This window comes from Streptomyces sp. NPDC039465 (genome assembly GCF_055639315.1).
Genome location: NZ_JBVKAP010000003.1, coordinates 812,185 through 835,640 on the forward strand (window position 1 = coordinate 812,185; position 23,456 = coordinate 835,640).

The 23,456-nt window shown below is 71.4% G+C and carries 19 protein-coding genes; 10 read left to right on the forward strand and 9 right to left on the reverse strand.

Annotation, left to right across the window (positions count from 1 at the left end; translation table 11 throughout):
- Positions 1–32 precede the first annotated feature (32 nt).
- The 3 genes from ACZ7LT_RS14105 to ACZ7LT_RS14115 all read left to right on the forward strand — a co-directional run bounded on the left by ACZ7LT_RS14105 (position 33) and on the right by ACZ7LT_RS14115 (position 1,945).
- On the forward strand, positions 33–320 hold the full coding sequence (locus tag ACZ7LT_RS14105) for an antibiotic biosynthesis monooxygenase (protein ID WP_471236268.1): 288 nt from the start codon (positions 33–35) through the stop codon (positions 318–320).
- 114 nt (positions 321–434) lie between these two features.
- Positions 435–899, forward strand: coding sequence for a hypothetical protein (locus ACZ7LT_RS14110; protein ID WP_471236269.1), 465 nt, complete (start codon positions 435–437; stop codon positions 897–899).
- A 155-nt stretch (positions 900–1,054) separates the two neighbouring features.
- Positions 1,055–1,945, forward strand: a complete 891-nt coding sequence (locus ACZ7LT_RS14115) for a S1 family peptidase (RefSeq protein WP_471236270.1) — start codon at positions 1,055–1,057, stop codon at positions 1,943–1,945.
- Positions 1,946–2,009: 64 nt separating this feature from the next.
- On the opposite strand, the gene sph is transcribed toward ACZ7LT_RS14115, so the two are convergent.
- Entirely contained in the window at positions 2,010–3,002 is a 993-nt protein-coding gene (gene sph, locus ACZ7LT_RS14120; protein ID WP_471236271.1) for a sphingomyelin phosphodiesterase, read from the reverse strand.
- Between the two features lie 215 nt (positions 3,003–3,217).
- Here sph and ACZ7LT_RS14125 point away from each other — a divergent pair, with 215 nt between their 5' ends.
- Entirely contained in the window at positions 3,218–4,099 is an 882-nt protein-coding gene (locus ACZ7LT_RS14125; RefSeq protein ID WP_471236272.1) for an oxygenase MpaB family protein, read from the forward strand.
- On the opposite strand, the gene ACZ7LT_RS14130 is transcribed toward ACZ7LT_RS14125, so the two are convergent.
- The 4 genes from ACZ7LT_RS14130 to ACZ7LT_RS14145 all read right to left on the reverse strand — a co-directional run bounded on the left by ACZ7LT_RS14130 (position 4,071) and on the right by ACZ7LT_RS14145 (position 8,705).
- Positions 4,071–5,468, reverse strand: a complete 1,398-nt coding sequence (locus ACZ7LT_RS14130) for a GH1 family beta-glucosidase (protein ID WP_471236273.1) — start codon at positions 5,466–5,468, stop codon at positions 4,071–4,073. The genes ACZ7LT_RS14125 and ACZ7LT_RS14130 overlap by 29 nt on opposite strands.
- Positions 5,469–5,517: 49 nt before the next feature.
- Positions 5,518–6,354, reverse strand: a complete 837-nt coding sequence (locus ACZ7LT_RS14135; RefSeq protein WP_471236274.1) for a carbohydrate ABC transporter permease — start codon at positions 6,352–6,354, stop codon at positions 5,518–5,520.
- A complete protein-coding gene (locus tag ACZ7LT_RS14140) occupies positions 6,351–7,325 on the reverse strand; it encodes a carbohydrate ABC transporter permease (protein WP_471236275.1) in 975 nt (324 codons plus the stop codon). The genes ACZ7LT_RS14135 and ACZ7LT_RS14140 overlap by 4 nt, the downstream gene beginning before the upstream one ends.
- 87 nt (positions 7,326–7,412) lie before the next feature.
- On the reverse strand, positions 7,413–8,705 hold the full coding sequence (locus ACZ7LT_RS14145) for an ABC transporter substrate-binding protein (protein ID WP_471236276.1): 1,293 nt from the start codon (positions 8,703–8,705) through the stop codon (positions 7,413–7,415).
- 274 nt (positions 8,706–8,979) lie between these two features.
- Here ACZ7LT_RS14145 and ACZ7LT_RS14150 point away from each other — a divergent pair, with 274 nt between their 5' ends.
- On the forward strand, positions 8,980–11,757 hold the full coding sequence (locus ACZ7LT_RS14150) for a glycosyl hydrolase (protein WP_471236277.1): 2,778 nt from the start codon (positions 8,980–8,982) through the stop codon (positions 11,755–11,757).
- Positions 11,758–11,857: 100 nt separating this feature from the next.
- Here ACZ7LT_RS14150 and ACZ7LT_RS14155 read toward each other — a convergent pair whose 3' ends face one another.
- Together ACZ7LT_RS14155 and ACZ7LT_RS14160 are read right to left on the reverse strand one after the other, a co-directional pair.
- On the reverse strand, positions 11,858–12,940 hold the full coding sequence (locus ACZ7LT_RS14155; RefSeq protein WP_471236278.1) for a LacI family DNA-binding transcriptional regulator: 1,083 nt from the start codon (positions 12,938–12,940) through the stop codon (positions 11,858–11,860).
- 200 nt (positions 12,941–13,140) lie between these two features.
- Entirely contained in the window at positions 13,141–14,682 is a 1,542-nt protein-coding gene (locus ACZ7LT_RS14160; protein WP_471236279.1) for a M1 family metallopeptidase, read from the reverse strand.
- Positions 14,683–14,894: 212 nt separating this feature from the next.
- Between ACZ7LT_RS14160 and ACZ7LT_RS14165 the strand changes: the two genes are divergently transcribed.
- From ACZ7LT_RS14165 to ACZ7LT_RS14180, 4 genes are all read left to right on the forward strand, one after another.
- On the forward strand, positions 14,895–16,913 hold the full coding sequence (locus ACZ7LT_RS14165; RefSeq protein WP_471236280.1) for a Xaa-Pro dipeptidyl-peptidase: 2,019 nt from the start codon (positions 14,895–14,897) through the stop codon (positions 16,911–16,913).
- Positions 16,910–18,205 carry a M14 family metallopeptidase gene (locus tag ACZ7LT_RS14170; RefSeq protein ID WP_471236281.1) on the forward strand — a complete coding sequence of 432 codons (1,296 nt, stop codon included), beginning with the start codon at positions 16,910–16,912 and terminating at the stop codon, positions 18,203–18,205. Before ACZ7LT_RS14165 ends, ACZ7LT_RS14170 begins: the two co-directional genes overlap by 4 nt.
- 167 nt (positions 18,206–18,372) lie before the next feature.
- Complete coding sequence (locus ACZ7LT_RS14175; RefSeq protein ID WP_471236360.1) at positions 18,373–20,070, forward strand: BCCT family transporter; 1,698 nt, start codon at positions 18,373–18,375, stop codon at positions 20,068–20,070.
- A gap of 218 nt (positions 20,071–20,288) precedes the next feature.
- The gene (locus tag ACZ7LT_RS14180) at positions 20,289–20,435 is read left to right on the forward strand and encodes a hypothetical protein (protein ID WP_471236282.1); all 147 of its coding nucleotides are present in this window, start codon (positions 20,289–20,291) and stop codon (positions 20,433–20,435) included.
- Between the two features lie 59 nt (positions 20,436–20,494).
- Here ACZ7LT_RS14180 and ACZ7LT_RS14185 read toward each other — a convergent pair whose 3' ends face one another.
- Positions 20,495–21,451: an FAD-dependent oxidoreductase gene (locus ACZ7LT_RS14185; RefSeq protein ID WP_471236283.1), complete on the reverse strand. Its 957-nt coding sequence runs from the start codon at positions 21,449–21,451 to the stop codon at positions 20,495–20,497.
- A 65-nt stretch (positions 21,452–21,516) separates the two neighbouring features.
- On the opposite strand from ACZ7LT_RS14185, the gene ACZ7LT_RS14190 reads away from it, so the two are divergent.
- A complete protein-coding gene (locus tag ACZ7LT_RS14190; protein WP_471236284.1) occupies positions 21,517–23,154 on the forward strand; it encodes an ABC-F family ATP-binding cassette domain-containing protein in 1,638 nt (545 codons plus the stop codon).
- Positions 23,155–23,188: 34 nt separating this feature from the next.
- Here the strand turns inward: ACZ7LT_RS14190 and ACZ7LT_RS14195 are convergent, their stop codons facing one another.
- Positions 23,189–23,359: a hypothetical protein gene (locus ACZ7LT_RS14195; protein WP_471236285.1), complete on the reverse strand. Its 171-nt coding sequence runs from the start codon at positions 23,357–23,359 to the stop codon at positions 23,189–23,191.
- Positions 23,360–23,456: the final 97 nt, after the last annotated feature.

Below are 23,456 nucleotides of genomic sequence, written 5' to 3' on the forward strand. Positions count from 1 at the left end.
ACGGCATCGTATAACCTGAGAAGGGACACGTCATGTCATTCGGTTTCGTCGCCTTCCACTACCCGGCCCCCGAGCACGTCGACGCGTTCGTCGCCGAATGCCACCAGGTCGCCGAGGCGATGCGGCGCCAGCCCGGCTTCGAGTCCGTCGGGGTCTGGGTCACCCCGGACGGCGACGCCGTCGTCACCACCGGCGCGTTCGAGTCCGAGGAGGCCTTCCTGGCGACGGCCGACCTCGCCCGCGAGATGGACGCGACGCCCGACGGCCTGAGCGACCTGGAGATCAGGCCCCGCCAGGTCCACTTCCTTGTGTCGCGCTGACCCGCCGAAACCGGAGAGCTGATCACGGAAGCCCACCCCGCCCGACGATGGCGTGCACCTGCCGCTAAAGTCATGTGCTTGTTCGAATTGATGGGCACGGTGGAGGGGGAGCACATGCATACACAACTCAGGGAAACGGCAACCGAGTTGGCCGACGTCCTCTGGCGCGAGCACACCGTCTACCGGGAGCGCGGCGGCGGGGTCGTCATCCGGGGCGAGCATGTGCAGCGGTGGATCAGCCTCGCCCCGACCGGGGGCCGCGACGAAGTCCTCGTACGGGCCGGACGCATCCTGGACGGCGGAACCACCGCCCCGGCGCGCTCGGAGATCGTCGTCTCCCTCGCCGCCGGGACCTCCGAACTCGCCGCGATCTGCCGCCGGCTGCTCGCCGACGCCGCCGCCGACACGACTGCCCCCACACAGGCGCGTGGCGCCGGTCGCCCCACACCGCGACGCGCCGCGAAGCCCCCGCGCAGACCCAAGGGCCGTCACACCAGCCTGCGTTCCTGGATGGTCATCCTCTGCATCGCCGCGGTCGTCGGCCTCTACGTCCACAGCGTCACCAACGCGCCCTACTGAACGCGCCAAAGAAACCAAAGACGCCAAAGACACGAAAGGCAGTGAACCTCGGAGCACATTCCCCGGTCTCACAACACGGCATGCGCCCGGACACCAACGACCCCACGGGTCACGGCGTTTGGCGCCCATCCTCGAGAAAGTGAGACCAACCCCCCATGAGAATGTCCTCCACCCGCAGCCGCGCCCGCCGGATCAGCGCCGCCGGCCTCGCGTCGGGCGCCGCGCTGGCGCTCGTCGCGTCGGCGGCCACGGCCGCCACCGCGCACGCCGCGTCGCCGTCCGACAAGGGCAACCCCGGTGCCTACATCATCGGCGGCGTCGAGCAGCCCGACAACGCCTACCCCTGGATGGCGGCGCTGCTCTCCAAGGGCTCCGGCAGCCCGGTGAACCGCCAGTTCTGCGGCGGCAGCCTCATCGCCCCCACCGTGGTCCTCACCGCCGCCCACTGCGTCGACGGCAGCGACCCCAAGGGGCTCGAAGTCACCGTCGGACGCACGGTCCTGTCCAACAAGAAGCAGGGCCAGCTGCGCAACGTCGCCGCCGTGATCTCCCACCCCCGCTACTCCAAGGGCGACGACGCCTACGACCTGGCCCTGCTCGAACTGGCCAAGCCCGTCACCAACGTCGTCCCCGTCAAGCTGCCCACGCCCGGCACCGACGCCCTCCTGCGGCCCGGCCACAAGGCCACCGTCATAGGCTGGGGCAACACCGACACCGAGATCACCAACTACCCCGACCGCCTGCGCGGCGTCCAGGTCCCGCTGCTCTCACACCCCGAGTGCAAGGCGACCTACCCCGGCTACAACAAGGCCGTCAACATCTGCGCCGGCGTCGAGGGCAAGGACTCCTGCCAGGGCGACAGCGGCGGCCCGCTCTTCCGCAAGGTCTCCGGCCGTACCTACCAGATCGGCATCGTCTCCTACGGCGAGGGCTGCGCCGAGCAGGGCGCCCCCGGCGTCTACGCCTCCACCAGCTCCGCCAAGCTCTGGAACACCCTCTGGGAGTCCCCCGAAGGCAAGCGGATGAAGAAGCTGCTCGGCCGCTGACCCCACGCGGCCACGCCGTGCCGGCGCCCCTGACCCCTCAGGGGCGCCGGCACGGCACCTTCTCCTACTGCCCGGAGCCGACGACCGGGTAGTGGTCGGAGAGGTTGGTGTACGTGTAGTTCGTGCCCCAGCTGGAGACCGTCCACGGCGCGCTCTTCTCCAGCACCACATGGTTGGTCCAGCCCGCAGGGCGGGCGTGCCCGGCCCGGTGCAGGACGTAGTCCAGGTCCTCGCGCGGGTCGTCCGGGTAGCGCTCGGAGGCGATCGAGTTGACCTCCGTGTCGAAGGAGTACGGGTGACCGGTGCGGGAGTCCTCGCCGGCCAGGCCCGCATCGCTCAGCATGGTGCCGTACTCCGCGGTGCGCGAGTCGACGTTGAAGTCACCCGCGACGATCACCTGCTCGGACGCGGGGATGTTCTTCGCGTCCAGGAAGGCGTCCATCTCCTTGAACTGGCGGCTGCGCATCTGCGCCGCCTCGCCCGCCGAGCAGCCCGGGTCCGTCGACTGGGCGTGCGTGCCGACGACATGCACCCTCGCGCCGTTCACGTTCAGCACGGTGTAGACGAAGCCCTTGTTGGAGTACCAGTCGCCGCCGCAGGCGTCCTTGTAGACGTACTGCTCCTTGCGCACGATGGGCCACTTGCTGAGGATCGTCACCCCGCCGTCCTCCGGCGTGGTCGACGAGTAGGCGCCGCCGGTGGCGTCCCAGCCGGTCTTGCTCCGGCCCATGACCGGGGTCTGGTACGGGTACTGCGCGGCGGAGTTCCGCATGAGCAGGTCCGAAGAGGAGTTGTCGAAGGCCTCCTGAATCACGACGACGTCGTTGCCCTGGTAGAACGACGTCTTCGGTATCTCACGGGCACGGTGGTCCTGGCCCCAGTTCGGGTACAGGCTCTTGCTGAAGAGGAAGGTGTTGTAGCTCAGCACCTTCAGCCGCGGGGTCGCGGCCGCCTCCGTGGCGGTGGCCGACGGGGTGGCCGTGGCCAGGGTGACGGCGGCGAGCGCGGTGGACAGAGCTGCACCGGAGATACGACGGCGGAGCGAGGCGTGCGGCACAGGATCTCCCGTTTCTGGTGGGGGGTTGGAGCGGCGCCGCACATCAAATCAGCCACGGTTACCTTCCGGTAGCCTTCGGGGGGCGGGAATCTTGCCGGGCCACGTCCGCCCCCGAAACTCTTACCGGCCACACCGAAGCGTCCCTGCCCATACTGGAGGAGACACGGAGAAATACACCGGCCGGTGCCCGGCGCACCACCCCCCGGGAGCACCACATGAACCACCCAGCCACCCCCACCGACCCCGCACCGCCCCCGCCCGGCGGCGTGCTCTGGACCCTGGCCGGCGACATCCGCGGCCTCCTGCTGCTCCCCGCCGCCTTCACCCTCCAGGTCGCCCACCCCGCCGTCGGCGCCGGCGTCGACGAACACTCCGTCTTCCGTACCGACCCCTGGGGCCGCGGAGAACGCTCCCTGCGCTCGCTCCAGCTGTGGGTGTACGGAGGAGAAGCCGCCGCCGAGGAAGGCCGCCGACTGCGCCGGCTGCACCGCTCCATCCAGGGCACCGACACCCACGGCCGCCCCTACCACGCCCTCGACCCCGCCACCTACGCCTGGGTCCACGCCACCGGCTTCCCCGTCTACCACCACGGCGCCCGCTACTTCACCAGGTCACTCACCCCAGCCCAGGAACGCCAGCTGTACGCCGAATGGCTCCAGGTCGGCCGGATCCTCGGCATCCAGGACCGGGACATGCCGCAGACCATCGAGGAGTTCTGGCCGTACTACCGCAAGGTCGTCACCGAAAAACTGGAAGCGACCCCCGTCGTACGCGACCTCGTCGACCCACACCAGAAACTGCCGCCCCTCGACCGCGGCCCGCTGCCCCTGCGGCTGCTCCTGAGGGCGCTGTGGCCGTGGCTCATGCCTCGGTACGTACGGCTGCGGTCCTTCCTCACCGCCGGACTGATGCCGCCGGACGCCCGCGAAGCCCTCGGCCTGACCTGGACGGACCGGCAGGAGCGCACCCTGCGCCGCTTCGCCCGGGGCGTACGGATCGTGGTGCCCGTACTCCCCGAGCGACTGCGCTACCTGCCGCTCGCCCGCGAGGCGCGCCGCCGGGAGCGGCTCAGCCGCTCAGGCCGCCGCGCGCGATGACCCGCGCGTACCAGCGGGCGCTGTCCTTCGGCGTGCGGCGCTGGGTGGCGAAGTCGACATGGACGATACCGAAGCGCTTGCCGTAGCCGTACGCCCACTCGAAGTTGTCCAGCAACGACCACAGGAAGTACCCGCGGACGTCGGCGCCGTCGGCGAGAGCGCGGTGGACCGCGGCGAGATGGGCGTGGAGGTAGGCCACCCGCTCGGGGTCGTGGACGTCGCCGGACGGGTCGGCGTAGTCGTCGTACGCCGCACCGTTCTCGGTGATCACCAGCGGCACACCGGGCAGGTCGTCCCGCAGCCGGGTCAGCAGCTCGTACAGTCCCTCCGCGTCCACGGGCCAGTCCATCGCCGTCCGCGGTCCGGGCGCGGGCAGGAACCGCACCCGGTCCTCCGTGCCCGGCCACGGCGAGGGCGTGGAGGAGGTGCCCGCGGCCACCACGGTCGGCGCGTAGTAGTTGATGCCGAGCGAGTCGATCGGCGTGTGCGCGGCCTCCAGGTCCCCGTCGCGGACGAAGGACCAGTCGGTCAGCGCGGCCGTGTCCGCGACGAGATCGGTCGGCAGGCGCCCGTGGAAGACCGGGTCGAGGAAGAGCCGGTTGCCGAGCGCGTCGATCCGGCGGGCCGCGTCCAGGTCGGCCGCATCGCCCGAAGCCGACCGTACCGCATGAAGGTTGAGGGTCAGGGAGATCTCCGCCGCCGCGGGCAGCGCCGCGCGCAAAGCCTGTACGGCGAGGCCGTGGGCGAGGTTGAAGTGGTGGGCGGCGCGCAGCGCGGCCGCCGGTTCCGTACGGCCCGGGGCGTGGACGCCGGAGCCGTAGCCGAGGAAGGCCGCGCACCAGGGCTCGTTGAGGGTGGTCCAGGTGGCGACCCGGTCGCCGAGGGCCTCGGCGGTGAGGTGGGCGTACTCGGCGAACCGGGCGGCCGTGTCGCGGCGCGGCCAGCCGCCCGCGTCCTCCAGCTCCTGGGGCAGGTCCCAGTGGTAGAGGGTGGCGACGGGGCGGATCCCGGCGGCGCGCAGGGAGTCGGTGAGCCGCCGGTAGAAGTCCAGGCCCTTGTGGGCGGCGGGTCCCCGGCCGGTGGGCTGGACGCGTGGCCAGGCGATGGAGAAGCGGTAGTCGCTGACGCCGAGGTCGGCCAGCAGGGCGATGTCCTCGTCCATGCGGTGGTAGTGGTCGGCGGCGATGTCGCCGGTGTCGCCGTTGCGGACCCGGCCCGGGGTGCGGCTGAAGGTGTCCCAGATGGAGGGGGTGCGGCCGTCCTCGGTGGCGGCGCCTTCGATCTGGTACGCGGCGGTGGCGGTGCCCCAGCGGAAACCGGCCGGGAAGGCGAGGGCCGGGGCCTCGGGGCGGGCGTCGACGGAGGTCATCGAGAAGGAACTCCCAACAGAGGTGAGACATACAGAAGATGAGGGGGCGTCAGCCCTTGACGGCGCCCTGCATGATGCCGCCGACGATCTGCCGGCCGAGCAGCCCGAAGACGAGTAGGACGGGCAGGGTGCCCAGCAGCGTGCCGGCCATGATCACGGACTGGTCGTGGACATAGCCGCCGCCGAGCTGACGCAGCGCGACCTGCACGGTCGGCTCCTGCGAGGAGAGCGCCACGATCGGCCAGAAGAAGTCGTTCCAGGCGGTCATGAACGTGAGCAGGCCGAGGACGGCCATGCCGGGCCGGGCGATCGGCACGACGACGGCCCAGAAGATCCGCGCGGTGGAGGCGCCGTCGACCCGGGCCGCCTCGATCAGCTCGTCGGGCAGCGCCTGCACGAGGAACTGCCGCATGAAGAACACCCCGAACGCGGAGACCAGCCCGGGCAGGATCACGGACTGGAGCTGGTTCACCCACTGCAACTTCGCGATCAGCATGAACAGCGGGATCACCCCCAGCTGCGGCGGGATCATCATCGTGGCGACGGTGACGGCGAGCAGCGCTCCCCGCCCCCGGAAGCGCAGCTTGGCGAAGGCGAACCCGGCGAGCGTGCAGCACAGCACCGTGCCGACGGTGATCGAGGTCGAGACGATCAGGGAGTTGAGCAGCGCCTTGCCGATGTCGGCCTCCAGCGTCACCGCCTCGATGTTGCGCAGCAGATGAGGCCCGGGCAGCAGCGAGGGCGGCACCCGCGCCAGATCGGCGTTGGAGCGGCTGGCGGCGACCAGCGTCCAGTAGAACGGGAAGGCGGAGATGAGGACGGCGACGGTCAGGAGCGCGTAGGTGAGCTTTCCGCCGTGCCGGGTGCGGCCCGCGTGGCTGGTCATCGGGTGGTCTCCGTACGGGAACGGCGGCGCGCGATCAGGGCGTTGACGCCCACGAGCAGCAGGATCAGCAGGAACATCACCCAGGCGATGGCGGCGGCCCGGCCCAGGTGGAAGAAGCCCCAGCCCTGCTCGTACAGGTAGAGGCCAAGGGTCTGGTACTGGTGGGAGATGCCGCCCGACAAAGACCCCTCGAACAGCAGCGGTTCACCGAACAGCTGGGTGGCGCCGATCGTGGAGACGACGGTCGTGAAGACGATCGTGGGCCGCAGCCCCGGCAGGGTCACATGGACGAACTGCCGCCACCGGGAGGCCCCGTCCATCTCCGCCGCCTCGTACAGCTCGCCCGGGATCGACTGCATCCCGGCCAGGTAGATCAGCGCGTTGTAGCCGGTCCAGCGCCAGATCACGATCGAGGAGACGGCGATCTGGGAGGCGAGCGTGCCGGTCTGCCAGTCGACGGGGCCGATGCCCACGGCCGACAGGACATAGTTGACCAGGCCGAAGTCCCGGCCGAAGAGCTGCGCGAAGACGAGCGTGGCGGCGGCGACCGAGGTCGCGTACGGCAGCAGCATCGCCGTACGGAAGAAGGTCCGCCCGCGCAGCTTGTAGTGGAGCAGATGGGCCAGGCCCAGCGCCATGGCGAGCTGCGGGACGGTGGAGAGCACCCCGATGGTGAACGTGTTGCGCAGCGCCGTCCAGAAATAGGCGTCGGTGAACAGGGCGGTGTAGTTGCCCAGGCCCCGCCACTCCATCTCGCCGGGGGTCTGGAGCTCCACGCGGTAGAGGGAGACGACGGCGGTGTAGATCAGCGGGAAGACACCGAAGGCGGCGAAGAGGGTGAAGAACGGGGCGATGTACGTGTACGGGGAGAGGGCGCGCCACAGGCGACGCGGTGCGGGCGGCGCGGTCGCGGGCGGGGAGTGCGTGGCGGCGGGCGGCGCGGCCGTGGGCGGGGCGGAGGGCAGGGTCATCGAGCGGCCCTTCGGGAGGCGTGAGGGGGCTGGGGTCGGGCCGGGGCGGCGGGCCGGGCGCGCGATGGCCGGGCCCGCCCGCGCCGGTCAGCCGGTGGCGTTCTCGACGCCCTTCTTCGCATGCGACCAGGCCTCGTCGGACGAGGTGCCCTTGCGTTCGACCTCGCTCAGCGCGTTGGTGATCTGGTCGGCGACGTTCTTGTCGTGGACGCCGAGGACCTGCACGGGCGCGGCCTTGGCGGCCTCGCCGAAGATCTTGCCGATGGGCGCGCCGGAGAAGTACGGGTCGGTGGCGTCCGCGACGGCGGCGATGGCGCCGGTCGCGGAGGGGAAGTTGCCCTGCTTGCGGAAGAGCTTGGCCTGCTGTTCGGGGGCGGTGAGCCACTGGATGAGCTGGTACGCCTCCTTCTTGTGCTTGGCCGCGCGCGGCACGGTCAGATAGGAGCCGCCCCAGTTCCCGGCGCCGCCGGGGAGCTTGGCGATGTCCCACTTGCCCTTGCCGGCGTCACCGGCCTGGCCCTTGATGTAGCCGAGCATCCAGGCGGGGCAGGGGAGGGTGGCGAAGGAGCCGGAGGAGAAGGCCTGGTTCCACTGTGGCGACCACTGGTCGAGCTTGGCGCTCAAGTCCTCCCCGGCGGCCCGCACGGAGGCGTCCCAGGCCGCCTTCACCGCGGGATTGTTCTCGTAGACGAGGGCGCCGGAGGCGTCGTAATAGCGCTCCTTCTCCTGCCCGATCATGATTGTGAAGAGGCTGCCGACACTGTCCAGCCAGGCGCTCTTGGCGGGGGCCTTGGCCTTGTACTGCTTGCCGAGGGCGAGATAGCCGTCCCAGGTGGCCCACTTCTGGGCCAGCACGTCACGGTCGGTGGGCAGCCCGGCCTCGCGCAACAGGTCGGTGCGGTAGCACATCGCCTCGGGGCCCACGTCGGTGCCGAGGCCCACCACACGGCCGTCCTTGGTGGTGGCGGCCGACCACTTGGCCTCGGCGAACTGGTTCTTCAGGCCGTCCGCGCCGTACTTCTTCAGGTCCTCGAACTTGTCGGCCTGCTGCTGGGTGACGGAGGCGATACGGCCGACCTCGACGGCCTGCACGTCGGCGAGTCCGCCGCCGCCCGCGAGCCGGGTCTGCAGCGACTTCCAGTAGTCCTGCTCGTCCTCGGTGTCGGTCTGCTTGATGGTGACGCCCGGATGGAGCTTCTCGTACTCGGCGTAGAGCCCGGCCTCCTGATATCCGAACGAGCCGAACAGGTCGACGGTCAGGGTGACCTTGCCGCCCGCGCCGTCGGACGCGCCGCTTGACGGCCCCGATCCACAGGCGGCGAGCAGGGCTCCGCCGAGCACGACCGCGACGGCCGTTCTGGCGGCTCGGGCGAGGGGCATGGGAAGCCTCCTTGGCTTCGATACGGGAGGGAACGCGGTGCGAAGTGGTGTGCCTTCACCGGGAGATCTGGGTGAGAGCGCTCTCACGATGGCGTCTGGAGCGTGCATCCCCGATCCTCCTCCCGTCAAGAGTCGAACACACAACAGCCCCACTATTCGATCAACTCCGGCTCCGACGCGCCGTATTGACAGGTGTGTTTCAGGAGTTTTACGTTCCTCGGCACCTGAGAGCGCTCTCGACACCCTTTTCCCCCACGACTTCGAGGTGCCGTCCATGCCAGCCCGCGCCCGCCCCACCGCAGCGTTCCTGCTGACCACCGCCCTGGCCGCCGCCGCACTGACCGGGCCCGCCGCGGCCCCGGCCGCCGCCGCCACCATCCCCGTCGGATCCGGCAGTTACTCCGACACCCGCCCCGCCGGAACCTCCGGCCCCACCAACCACACCGGCGCCCCGGTCCTCCCCAAACTCACCGCCGCCGCCCAGGGCCGCCCCGTCCCCACCAACGACTGGTGGTCCTCCCTCGCCTACCAGCGCTACGGCGACAACCCGTACTCCACCCCGATGTACGGCCACCCCCTGACCTACCAGGCCACGGCCAACGGCCTCGACATCGGCCACCCCACCACACCCGCGATCGTCGGCGAAGGACGGCAGTACGAGTACGCCCACAAACGCGACCTCACCCTCGGCCTGAGCGGACTCAACTCCCCCGACACCAAGGCCGACTCCTGGTCCGACTGGACCGTCACACCGTACTGGTCCGACGGCACCCGCACCCTGCGCACCACCATCGGCCACGGCCTGCCCTTCGTGTACGCCAAGGGCACCGGCGGCAGCGCCCGCGTCACCACCGCCACCACCCCGACCGTCTTCGCCGACCAGGGCAACGTGCTGGGCATCACCGTCGCCGGCCACCACTACGCGCTGTTCGCACCCACCGGCAGCGACTGGACCGTGGCCGGAGACACCCTCACCGCCGGGCTCGGCACCAAGGACTACTTCTCACTCGCCGTCCTCCCCTCCACCGACGCCCTCGCCTTCTACAAGACGTACGCGTACTCCTTCGTCACCGGCTCCAAGGCCACCTGGACGGCCACCGGCGGCACGGTCAAGGCCACCTACACCCTCACCACCCAGCCGCAGGAAGGCACCGAGACCGGCACCCTCCAGGCCCTCTACCGCCACCAGTGGCTGCACACCACCGACCCGCTCACCCCGTACACCTACGTCTCCCCTCGCGGCACCATGAAGGTCAGGGCGGCGAGGACCTTCACCACCACCCAGCGGGCCGCGGCCGTACTGCCCGCCCTGCCGAAGACCACCGGCATCGACCAGGCCCGGCTGCGCACCCACCTCAACGAGGCCGCGAACGCCGCCGACCCCTTCGCCGGCGCCACCGACACCTACTGGACCGGCAAGGCGCTCGGCCGGCTCGCCCAACTCGTCCCCCTCGCCGACCAGATCGGCGAGCACGCCACCCGCGACAGACTGATCGGCCTGCTCAAGGGTCGCCTCCAGGACTGGTTCACGGCCGGCGGCGCGAACGAGTTCTCGTACGACAAGAACTGGAAGACCCTCATCGGCTACCCCGCCTCCTACGGCAGCGACACCGAACTCAACGACCACCACTTCCACTACTCGTACTACGTGTACGCGGCGGCCATCGTCGCCCAGTACGACCCGGCATGGGCCACCGACCAGGCCTGGGGCGGGATGGTGAAGACACTGATCCGCGACGCCGCCAACCCCAGCAGGACCGACACCGCCTTCCCCTTCCTGCGCGGCTTCGACGTGTACGCGGGCCACAGCTGGGCCTCCGGACACCAGGGCTTCGCCGCCGGCAACAACCAGGAATCCTCCTCCGAGTCCACCAACCTCAGCGCCGGTCTCGTCCTGTGGGGTTCCGTGACCGGTGACACCGCACTGCGCGATCTCGGTCTCTACCTGCTCACCACCGAGTCCGAGGCGATCGCCCAGTACTGGTTCGACGCCGACCAGCAGGTCTTCCCCGGCTCCTTCGGCCATGACACGGCCGGCATGGTGTGGGGGAGCGGCGCCGCCTACGCCACCTGGTGGACCGCCAACCCGGAGGAGATCCACGGCATCAACGTCCTGCCCGTCACCGCGGGCGGCTCCCTCCACCTCGCCCGCCACAAGGCCGCGATCCGGCGCAACCTCGCCGAACTGGAACGGGAGAACGGCGGCCCCGCCGTCGAATGGCGCGACATCCTCTGGGAGTTCCAGTCCCTCGCCGACCCGGCCGCCGCCCGGGCGAAGTGGGACGCGGGACACGCCGGCTACACCCCGGAGGCCGGCGAGTCCAAGGCCCACACATACCACTGGATCACCACACTCGACACGCTCGGCGCCCCCGACGCGACCGTCACCGGTGACCTCGCCACATCGGCGGTGTTCACCAAGGGAACGGCGCGGACGTACGCGGCCCACAACCACGCGGCCACCGCGCGTACGGTCACCTTCTCCGACGGCACCCAGCTCACCGTCCCCGCCCGCTCCACCGCCACGAAGACGGGCAGTGGCTCCACCGACCCGGGGGAGCCGGGTCCGTCCACCGGCAACACCTTCCAGCTCCGCACCGGCGGCACCCTCACCACCACCACCGGAACCACGGCCGTGAACGACACCCTCGCCTCCGCCCAGGGCGCCAACCACGACGGCACCCCGCACCGGCCCCTCGTCTACGAGGCCAAGGGCGTGAACGCCACCCTCACCCCCGGCGCCACCACCGCCTTCCGGCTCCAGGTCGACGCCGGCACCACCGTCGGCCTCGGCCAGCAGGCCAGGATCAGCTACGACCACACCGGCGACGGCACCTTCGACCGGACGGAGACGTACCACTACTTCGCCACCGACCCGGTCCACGGCTGGGAGGAGTACAACCAGGCCCGCGGCCTGAAGTCGGCCACCGGCACACCGGGAGACCTGCGGGGCGGCACCGTACGCCTGGAGGTGTGGCACGCCATCGGCAACGGCACGGCCACGCTCCAGACGGGGACGGACCGTTCCGTCCTGGTCATCCCGTACGGATGACCGATGACCGATGACCGATGACCGATGGCGGACGACAGATGACAGATGACAGATGACAGATGACGGCTGACCAATGACGGCGGGTGTCGCCGGGTGGCCGTCAGGCGGACGCCCGGCGCACCAGCCGCGTCGGCGTGATCACCGAGCCCGGGGCGCCCGCCCCGGGCTCGTCCGCATCACCGTCCGCCCCCGGTCCTGTGCCGTCCCCCAGCACCCGCATCAGCAGCCTCACCATCAACCGGCCCATGCCCTCGATGTCCTGACGGACCGTCGTCAGCGGAGGGTCGCAGGACTCGGCGAGCGGCGTCATGTCGTCGAAGCCGACCACGGCCACGTCCTGCGGCACCCGCCGTCCCCGCTCGCGCAGCACCCGCAACGCCCCCGACGCCATCAGGTCGTTGGCGGCGAACACCGCGTCCAGGTCGGGGGCGCGCTCCAGCAGTTCGGCCATCGCACGGGCCCCGCTGTCGACGGTGAAGTCGCCCTGGGCGAGCAGCCCCGGCCCGCCGCCCGCGGGCGCGTCGAGCAGGGCGTCGCGGTATCCGTCGATCCGGTCGAGGGCCGAGGTCTGGTCGCGTGGGCCGGCGATGTGGGCGATGCGGGTGCGGCCGAGGGCGACGAGGTGGCGTACGGCCTCGCGGGCGCCGCCGCGGTTGTCGCAGTCGACGTACGGCACCTGCTGCCCGGCCCCGGCGCCCGGCCAGCCGGGCCGGCCGCCGAACACGGTGGGGATCTTGGCCCGGGCGATGACCGCGGGCAGTTCGTCGTCGTTGTGGAGAGAGAAGGCGAGCGCCCCGTCGACATGGCCGCCGCCGAGGTAGCGGGCGATCCGCTCGTAGTCGCCGGAGCCTTCCACCCACAGCAGCACCAACTGGGCGTCGTGGGCGGTCAGTTCCCGGCTGATGCCGCGTACCTGCTGCTCGAAGAACGGATCGGAGAAGACCCGGAACTCCGGTTCGGCGATGATCACGGCGATGGCGCCGTTGCGCCGGGTGACCAGGGTGCGGGCCGCGTGGTTGGGGACGTAGCCGAGCTCCTCGACGGCCCGGCTGACCTTCTCCACGAGGGGCCGGCGTACCCCCGCGCCGCCGTTGACGACACGGGAGGCCGTCGCCCGGGAGACCCCGGCGCGGGCCGCGACGGCTTCCAGAGTGGGACGGGCCCCGGGGGTCGGCTCGGGCAACGGACACTCCTCGTCGGACGGCGGCGGACGGACCGTACGGCGGGCGCGGGCCTTGTCCGTACGGGAAGTACGGGAAGAGGGTAACCGCTTCCCGTCGTGATGAGAGCGCTCTCAGCAAAGCCACCCCGGCCCCCCGCGCGACGGCAAGGCGCCGCCCGCCCCGCCGAGGGGGACGGACGGCGCCGCGGAGTCGCCCGAGCTCAGTGCCTGTGGCCGTGCTCGTCGCCGTGGTCGTGGATCGAGTTCGTCGCGGCGATCTTCTGCCAGGACTTCGGCTTGGCCGGCTTCGCCACCGCCCCGGACGGGGAGGCCGCGCGCGCCTTCGGGGCGATCTTCGCCTGGGCGGCGGTGGACGCGGACGGCTTCACCGGCTGGTACAGCCAGGTGTCGAAGAGCCCGGCCAGCGGCTTGCCGGAGATCCGCTCGGCGTACTTCACGAAGTCGGAGACCTTGGCGTTGCCGTACTTGTACTCGGTCGGCCAGCCCTTGAGGATCGCGAAGAAGTCCTCGTCGCCGACCTTGTTGCGCAGCGCCTGCAGGGCCAGCGCGCCCCGGTCGTAGACGGCGATGTCGAACTGCTTGTCCGGCCCCGGGTCGCCCGGCTTGACCGTCCAGAACGGGTCCTCGGCCGCGCGCTGCGCGTACACGTAGTCGGCGAGCTCTTGCGCGGTGCCCTCGCCCTCCTTCTCGGACCACAGCCACTGGCTGTAGCGGGCGAAGCCCTCGTTGATCCAGATGTCCTTCCAGTTGTCGACGGAGACGCTGTCGCCGTACCACTGGTGGGCCAGCTCGTGCACGACCACCGACACGTTGGCGCCACCCGCGAACTGCCGCGGGCTGTAGAACGGCCGGGTCTGGGTCTCCAGGGCGTAGCCGCTGGTCACGTTGGGGACGTAGCCGCCGAGCGCGTTGAAGGGGTAGGGCCCGAAGATCTCCTCGAGCCACTCGGCCACCTCGGTGGTGCGCTCGAGGGAGGCGCGGGCGGCTCCGGCGTTGTCGCCGAGGTCCTTGCTGTAGGCGTTGAGGACCGGCAGACCGCCCGCGGTCCTGTCGGTGGTGATGTCGAACTTGCCGATGGCGAGCGTGGCGAGGTAGGTGGCCTGCGGCTTGTTGGAGCGCCAGTTGTAGCGGGTCCAGCCGAGCCGGGAGGACTGCGACTGGAGGGTGCCGTTGCTGATGGCCTGGGTGCCGTCCGGGACGGAGACGGAGACGTCGAAGGTGGCCTTGTCGAGCGGGTGGTCGTTGGAGGGGAACCACCAGACGGCCGAGTCGGGTTCCTGGGCGGCGACGCCGCCGTCGGGGGTGCGGTGCCAGGCCGTCCAGCCGCCGATCTTCAGCTCGGAGGGCTTGCCGGCGTACCGTACGACGACCGTGACGCTCTTGCCCTTGTCGAGCGGGGTGGCCGGGGTGATCTCCAGCTCGTGGTCGCCGGTGGCCTTGAACGTCGCCTTCTTGCCGCCCACGCGTACTTCGGTGGTCTTCAGGCCGAGGTCGAGGTTGAAGCGGGAGAGGTTCTGCTTGGTGGTGAGGTTGAGGGTCGCCGTGCCCTCCAGCAGATCGGTCGCCGGCTGGTACTTCAGCCGCAGGTCGTAGTGGGACACGTCGTATCCGCCGTTGCCGCTGGCCGGGTAGTAGGCGTCGCCGATGCCCGGGGTGCCGGGGACGTAGTCGGCGGCCGATGCCGGGATCGCCAGCAGCAGGGAGGCCGCGAGCGCGCTCGGGACGATCAGTCTGCGGTGCACGGAAGGCTCCAAGTCATGAGGTGAACAGGTCTCTTGGGCGTCTCTTGGACCCTATTCAGCCCTCTCGGATCACGTCATGTCCATGGCCCCATCTGTCACACGATCGCCATTTGGCGGACATGAACCACCATCGCCCCGGGCGTCCCTTCAGTCGCGTTGGTCCGCTGACTGCCCTCTTTTGCACGGGAGTTGACTCCAGTACGTTCCCGCCCATGCCGATATCCGTGCGGAGAACCCCGCTGTCGTGCAGAACACTCGTGGTGGTGGCCGCGGCCGCCCTGATGTCCGTCCTTGTCACGCCCGCGACGGCGGTCACACCGCCCGCGGCGCTCCCCGCCCCGGCCCCCGATCAGCGTTCACCCGGCCGGGAGTCCAAGCCTGTCCACTCCTACGCCGACGCCATCCGCGAGTCCGTCTGGGTGGACACCGGTCTCGACGGTGACGGCGACGGACGTACGGACCGGGTCGCCGCCGACATCGTCCGGCCGCGCGAGCCGGCGGCGAGCGGCCGCCGCATCCCGGTGATCATGGACGCCAGTCCGTACTACGCCTGCTGCGGGCGGGGCAACGAGAGCCAGAAGAAGACCTACGACGCCGACGGCCGGCCCGTCCAGTTCCCGCTCTACTACGACAACTACTTCGTCCCGCGCGGCTACGCCTTCGTCGCCGTCGACCTGGCCGGCACCAACCGCTCCGACGGCTGCGACGACGTCGGCGGCCGCTCCGACGTCCAGTCCGCCAAGGCCGTCGTCGACTGGCTGAACGGGCGTGCCCGCGCCTTCACCAGCCGTACGGGCTCCGAGCCGGCCCGCGCCACGGCCTGGTCCACCGGCGACGTCGGCATGATCGGCAAGAGTTGGGACGGCACGATCGCCAACGGCGTCGCCGCCACCGGCGTCGAGGGCCTGAAGACGATCGTGCCGATCGGCGCGATCTCCTCCTGGTACGACTACTTCCACTCCCAGGGCGCCCCGCTCTACGACGCCAACCCCAGCTGGCTCTCCGATTACGTCAACAGCCCTGAGGCGCACGCGCGTTGCGCGGCGGTGCAGCAGCGGATCACGGCCGGGACGCCGTACAGCGGCGACCGGACCCCCGCCTGGACCGAGCGGGACCATGTGAAGGACGCCCACAAGGTGAGGGCGAGCGTCTTCGTCGTGCACGGGCAGCAGGACCTCAACGTCCGCGCCAAGCAGTACGGTCAGTGGTGGGACGCGCTCGCCCGGCACGGCGTGGAGCGCAAGATCTGGCTCTCCCAGACCGGGCACGTCGACCCGTTCGACTTCCGGCGCGCCGAGTGGGTCACCACCCTGCACCGCTGGTTCGACCACTACCTCCTCGGCATCGACAACGGCATCGACCGTGAGCCGATGGCCGACATCGAGCGGAGCCCCGACCGGTGGACCACCGACCGCGTCTGGCCGCCGCGCGCCACCGCCGCCACCACGCTCCGCCCGGGCCGCGGCGCGGCCGCCGGGGTCGGCACCCTCTCCCTGACCCCGGCCCGGCCCGGCGCGAGCGAAACGTTCACCGACGATCCGGCGCTCGGCGAGCTGGACTGGGCCGCCGCCGCAGACCGCTCCACCCCGTCGAAGGCCGGGTTCCTCACCCGCCCGCTCGCCAGGGACCTGCGGATCTCCGGGGCCTCGAAGGTGACGGTCACCGCCACCCCCAGCACCCCCAGCGCCCATCTGTCCGCCGTCCTGGTCGACCTGGGCCCGGACACCATCCGGGACTACGGCGCCTCCGGCGAAGGCATCATCACTCTCGCCCACCGCACCTGCTGGGGTGCGAGCACCCCGGGTGACAGCGCCTGCTTCAAGGAGACGAAGGCGAAGACGGCCGACGTCGGGTACAGCGTCGTCAGCCGCGGCTGGGCCGACCTCGGCACCTGGGCCGACCCCGCAAAGGGCCGCCCGCTGACCCCCGGCCGGGCGTACACCCTCACCCTCGACCTCGCGTCGGCCGACCATGTCGTCCCGGCCGGCCACCGTCTGGCGCTGATCGTGGGCGGTACGGACCGGGGCCTCCTCGACGCTCCCGCCACCCGGCCCACCCTCACCCTCGACCTGGCCCGCACCTCGGCCAGGCTGCCGCTGGTCGGCGGCGCGTTCTCGTTCGTCCGGGCCACCTCTGGCCCGTTGGCCGACGCCGCCCCGCCCGCGGCGCGGTCGACGGGTGTGACCGTGCCGCGCCTGATCCGTCCGATCCCTGGAGGCTTCCCGCGATGAGACCCCGTATCCGCGCCCTCGTTCTCGCCGTCACCTCCGCCGCGCTCGCCCTGCCGCTGCTCGGCGCCCCGGCGCAGGCCGCCGCCGAGGACCGTGCGGTCGCGCCGCCCCGCACCGGCTTCGAGACCTCCGGCGGTGCGCGCTGGACCAGCCAGCCGGAGGAGTGGGAGTTCCTGGCCGCCGTGGACCGCGGCAGTGACCGGGTGTCGGCCCGGACCATCGGCACCACTGTCCAGGGCAGGCCGCTGCAGCTGCTCACCATCGGCTCGGGCCGCACGGCGAACACGATGCTGCTGATCTGCAGCCAGCACGGTGACGAGCCGTCCGGCCGGGAGGCGTGTCTGAGCACCGTACGGGACCTCGGCTACGCCCAGGACCCGAAGACCCGGAGTTTCCTGGCCCGTACGACGGTTCTGGTGGTGCCGACGGCAAACCCCGACGGGCGGGCGGCGGACACCCGGGGCAATGCCGACGGTGTCGACATCAACCGCGACCACATCGCCCTGAAGACGGCGGAGGGCCGGGCGCTGGCGGCGGTGATCCGGGACCGGCGGCCCGACGTGATCTACGACCTGCACGAGTACGGCGGCACGTCGCCGTACTACGACAAGGACCTGCTGGCGCTGTGGCCGCGCAACCTCAACACGGACGGCCACGTTCACGACGAGGCGCGGACGCTGTCGGAGCGTCATGTCCGGCCCGCGGCCGAGGGGGCGGGCTTCAGCAGCGGTGTGTACGGCATCTGGACCGACCCGGTGACGGGGGAGCCGCTCAAGCAGGTCGCGGGTGACGGCCAGGAACGCATCCTGCGTAACACGGCGGGGCTCAAGCACGCGGTCGGTCTGCTCGTCGAGACCCGGGTCGAGGCGCTGACGGAGGCGGAGAGCAGGGACCCGGCGCTCAACCACCGGCGCCGGGTGGACACCCAACGCGCCGCGCTGGAGGGCGCTTTCGGCTACGTCGAGGGCCGTCGTGGCCGGATCGAGGCGGCGACCGGCGCGGCCCGGCTGGCCGGTTTCGCCGACCGGGGGCCGGTGTATCTGGGCGGCGCCGACAACGACCCGGCCGAGCCCGCCGAGGTCCTTCAGGACCCGCCGTGCGGCTACCGCCTGGACCGTGGCCAGTACGACGAGTTCAAGGACGAGCTGGCGCTGCACGGGGTGGCGGTGCGGCCTGTGCCGGGCGGTGTGTTCGTACCGCTGCGGCAGTCCCAGCGGGCGCTGGTGCCGCTCCTGCTCGATGCGCGTGCGGCCTACCACCTCACAACGGGTCAGGCCGTCCAGGCCTGTTGATCCCGGGAGTTCGCCACCACCTGTGGTAACAGGTGATACCGGGGAAAAATCCCCGGTATCACCTGAAAGGTGCCTCTGTGTCACATGAGTCGCGCGAGCCGCACGAGTCGGATGGTGAACCGCCGCCGTACGGCCGGAAGGACCCGCACGGCCGGAAGGGCCCGCTGGTGACGGCGGACCTTCCCGGCTCGCCCCACACCGGGGCCCGCTCCTCGACGGACCGGGTGGTCTTCGGCGTGACCGCCGCCCTGACGCTCGCCTTCGTCCTGTGGGGAGCCATCGCCACGGACGCCCTGCACACCGTCTCCAGCAGCATGCTGTCCGGGCTCATCCACAACGGCGGCTGGGCGTTCGTCCTCGCCGCCTCCGGGTTCGTGGTCTTCGCGCTCTGGCTCGCCATCAGCCGCTACGGACGGATCCCGCTGGGCAACGAAGGCGAGCCGCCGGAGTTCCGTACGGTCTCCTGGGTCGCCATGATGTTCAGCGCCGGCATGGGCATCGGCCTGATGTTCTACGGCGTCAGCGAACCCCTCGCGCACTTCACCAAACCGCCGCCCGGGACCACCCCCACCGACCCCGCCCAGGCCATGGAGACCGCCATGGCCACCACGCTCTTCCACTGGACGCTCCACCCGTGGGCGATCTACGCCGTCGTCGGACTCGGCATCGCCTACAGCACCTTCCGGCGCCGTCGGCGCCAGACCATCAGCGCCGTCTTCGAACCCCTCATCGGCGAGCGCCACGCGCGGGGCGCCGGCGGCCGGGTCATCGACATCCTGGCCATCTTCGCCACCCTCTTCGGCTCCGCGGCCTCCCTCGGCCTCGGCGCGCTCCAGATCGGCAGCGGGGCGATCGAACTGGGCTGGCTGGACACGGTGGGCACCGGCCTCCTCGTCGGCATCATCGCCGTCCTCACCGTCGCCTTCGTGGTCTCGGCGGTCTCCGGGGTCGAGAAGGGCATCCAGTGGCTGTCCAACATCAACATGGTGCTCGCGCTGATCCTGGCCGTGTTCGTGTTCGTCGTCGGGCCGACCATCCTCGTCCTCGACCTGCTGCCCACGTCGATCGCCACCTACTTCGGCGAGCTGCCGCAGCTGGCCGGCCGCACCGAGGCCTCCAGCGGTGAAGGGGTCGCCGACTGGCTGGGCAGCTGGACGGTCTTCTACTGGGCGTGGTGGATCTCCTGGACGCCGTTCGTCGGCATGTTCATCGCCCGGATCAGCCGCGGCCGTACGATCCGTCAGTTTGTCGGCGGAGTGATCCTCGTGCCGAGCACGGTCAGTCTCTGCTGGTTCGCGGTCTTCGGCGGTACGGCGATGCACCTCCAGGAGCGCTCGCGCCTCGGTGACGAGGCCTCGCCGGAAGGCCAGCTGTTCGCGGTGCTCCAGCAGTACCCCTGGGCCACGGCGATGAGCCTGCTCGTGATGGTCCTCGTCGGGATCTTCTTCGTCTCCGGCGCCGACGCCGCGTCCATCGTGATGGGCACGCTCTCCCAGAGGGGGGCCCTGGAGCCGGGTCGGTTCGTCGTCGTCTTCTGGGGTGTGGTGACCGGTGCGGTCGCGGCGGTCATGCTGCTGGTCGGCAACGGCCAGGGCGACGCGCTGGCCGGACTGCAGAACCTGACGATCCTCGTCGCCGCCCCGTTCGTGCTCGTCATGGCGGGGATGTGCGTGGCGCTCATGCGCGATCTGCGCCACGACCCGCTCATCGTGCGCGGTGAGATGGGGGAGGAGGTCGTCGAACTCGCCGTGATCGCGGGCCACGAGAGGTACGACGGCGACTTCGAGCTGCGTATCGGGCCGGGCGTAGGGCCCGATACGGGCACCGGGCCGGAGGGGGCGAGGTCCCCGGTCGTCGGAAGTTGATCTTCTGGGTTAAAGTTACCGACCGGTACTGACCGCACCCCAACGGGTCTCCGCGACCCGGAAGTTGGAGTAACACCCATGCGTCGCTTCTGACGACCTTCGCCGTCACCGCCGCCATCGCCGGCGGCACCTTCCTCGGCGCCGGCGGCTTCCAGGCCGCCCCCGACACCCTGGAGCGCACCCAGACCGTCGGCTCCATCACCGTCAACATCGACGAGATGCGCCAGCAGGTCGCCGACCTCCGCCGCAGGGCCGCCCAGCTGCAGAACCTCGGCGCCTACGCCGAGGCCCGCGCCACCTACGCCCAGGCGGACCAGCTCCAGCGCCGCATCGACGCGATCATCGCCGCGGAGGAGAACAACTAAGAGGCGGCCGGAGGCCGCGGTCCCGGTTCCCGGGCCCCGCGGCCCCCGCCACCCCGCGCTCAACCCACCAGCGCCGCCGTCTCCTCCGCGCAGCCCCACGCCACCGTGACCCCCGCGCCACCGTGGCCGTAGTTGTGCACCAGCAGCCGCCCGCCCGGCAGCCGCTCCGCGGTGATGCGGACTCCGCCCGCCCGGGCCGGGCGCAGGCCCACCCGGTGGCCGAGGATCCGGGCATCCGCGATCTCCGGGCGGATCAGCGCGCAGCGCGCCACGATCGCCGCGGCGCTCTCCTCGTGGGCCGTCAGGTCCTCGTCGCCCTCCTCCACGGTGCCGCCGAGGATCAGCCGCCCCGGCTGCGGGAAGAAGTACGTCGTCGTGCTCGCCGCCGAGTCGGCCGAGGTGAACCACTCCTCCACACCCGGGTTCTCCACCAGCACCAACTGGCCCCGCACCGGCCGCAGTCCAGGATCCGGCACCAGCTCCCGCGCGGCGAGGCCCGTGCAGTTCACCACCACCGGCGCCGCGGCCGCCGCCTCGGCCAGCGAGCCGGCCGTACGGGCGCGCACCTCGCCGCCCGCCGCCTCCAGCCGGGCCCGCAGCCAGGCCAGGTGCACCGGCATGTCGATGAGCGGCAGCCGGGCCGACAGGCCCGTCGACGACGGGCCGGGCACCTCGTCACCGGTCAGCTGCCGGAGCCCCGCCACCTGGCCCGCCCACGCCCCGAGCCCGCCCAGCAGCACCCCCTCGTGCACCCCCGGCACCATCCGTACGCCCGTCACCGCCGGATCGAGCCCCGCCAGCCGCTCGTACACCCGCAGCGACACCAGCGCCCAGGCGCCCGCCCGCTCCTGCGGCTCGATGCGGTACGGCCACCACAGCGCCCCCGCCACCGCCGACGTCGTCGCGAGGAGCGGGTCCCTGCTCCACACGCTCACCCGCAGCCCGCGCTCCGCCAGCGTCACCGCCGTCGTCAGCCCGACGACCCCGCCGCCCACCACGACCACCTCGCCGCTCATGCCCGGACGCTAACCGAATCCCGGCCCGGGCACCCCCGGAAACCTGGCTTAGGATGCGAGGCCTGATGACTGCAACCCTCGTCGCCAAGGACCTCGCCGCCGGCCACGGCGAGCGCTCGCTCTTCTCCGGCCTCGACCTCGTCGTCGCCCCCGGCGACGTGATCGGCCTCGTCGGTGTCAACGGCGCCGGAAAGTCGACCCTGCTGCGGCTGCTCGCCGGGCTCGACACCCCCGAACAGGGCGAGCTGCGGCTCTCCCCGCCCGCCGCCACCGTCGGCCACCTCCCCCAGGAGCCGGAGCGCCGCGCCGGGGAGAGCGTGCGCGCCTTCCTCGCCCGGCGCACCGGCGTGGCCGCCGCCCAGGCCGCCATGGACGAGGCCACCCAGGGCCTGGTCGACGGCGCGCCCGGCGCCGACGACGCGTACGCCGTCAGCCTGGAGCGCTGGCTGAACCTCGGCGGCGCCGACCTCGACGAGCGCGCCGACGAGGTCGCCGCCTCCCTCGGCCTCACCGTCGGCCTCGACCAGCCGATGACCTCGCTCTCCGGCGGGCAGGCCGCCCGCGCCGGACTCGCCTCGCTGCTGCTGTCGCGCTACGACGTCTTCCTCCTGGACGAGCCCACCAACGACCTCGACCTCGACGGCCTTGAGCGGCTCGAAGGGTTCGTCCGCGGCCTGCGCGCCGGGACCGTCGTCATCAGCCACGACCGCGAATTCCTCAGCCGTACGGTCACCAAGGTCCTGGAGCTCGATCTCGCCCAGCAGCGGATCACCCTCTACGGCGGCGGCTACGACGCCTACCTGGAGGAGCGGGAGACCGCCCGTCGGCACGCCCGCGAGGACTACGAGGAGTACGCCGACAAGAAGGCCGCCCTCGAAGGCCGCGCCCAGATGCAGCGCTCCTGGATGGACAAGGGCGTCAAGAACGCCCGCCGCAAGGCCGGGGACAACGACAAGCTCGGCCGGAAGTTCCGCAGCGAGGCCAGCGAGAAGCAGGCCGCCAAGGCCCGCCAGACCCAGCGCATGATCGAACGCCTGGACACCGTCGAGGAGCCCCGCAAGGAGTGGGAGCTGCGGATGGAGATCGCCGCCGCGCCGCGCTCCGGCACCGTCGTCGCCACGCTCAGGGACGCCGAGATCCACCGCGGCGGATTCCGCTTCGGCCCGGCCTCGCTCCAGATCGACTGGGCCGACCGGGTCGCCATCACCGGCGCCAACGGCGCGGGCAAGTCCACGCTGCTGGGCGCCCTCCTCGGCCGTCTGCCGCTCGACGCGGGCCACGCCGCGCTCGGCTCGGGCGTCGTCGTCGGCGAGGTCGACCAGGCCCGCGGGCTGTTCCTGGGCGCCGAGTCGCTGCTCGACGCGTTCTGCGCCGCCGTCCCCGACACCGAACCGGCCGAGGTGCGCACGCTGCTGGCCAAGTTCGGCCTCAAGGCCGAGCACGTGCTGCGCCCGGCCACCACCCTCTCACCGGGTGAGCGCACCCGCGCCGCGCTCGCGCTCCTCCAGGGCAGGGGCGTCAATCTGCTCGTCCTCGACGAGCCGACGAACCACCTCGACCTGCCGGCCATCGAACAGCTGGAGTCCGCCCTCGACGCGTACACCGGCACCCTGCTCCTGGTCACCCACGACCGGCGGATGCTGGACGCCGTGCACACCACGCGCCGCGTCGAGGTGGCGGCCGGCAAGGTCACCGAGCTCTGACCTGGGTCACCGAGCCCTGAACGGGGGGCCGCCCCTACGGGCGGTCCTTCTCTTCGTACGTCTCCTCGTCCGGCCTGCGAGGCCGGGCGGGGTCCACGGGCTGCGCGGCCCGCTCGCCGTGCTTGCGCTCCTTGCGGCGAGCCCCCCGCTTCTCCTCCTCGAGGTGCTTGCGGACCTCTTCGGGCTTGTCTCCGATCTGGTTCATGACCTCACGCCTTCCGCGCCTCGTCCGATCCGGTGACGCGGCCAGCGTCACACAGCCCGGGGCGGCCCGCACGTCGGCCGGAACGAACGGCGGGTGG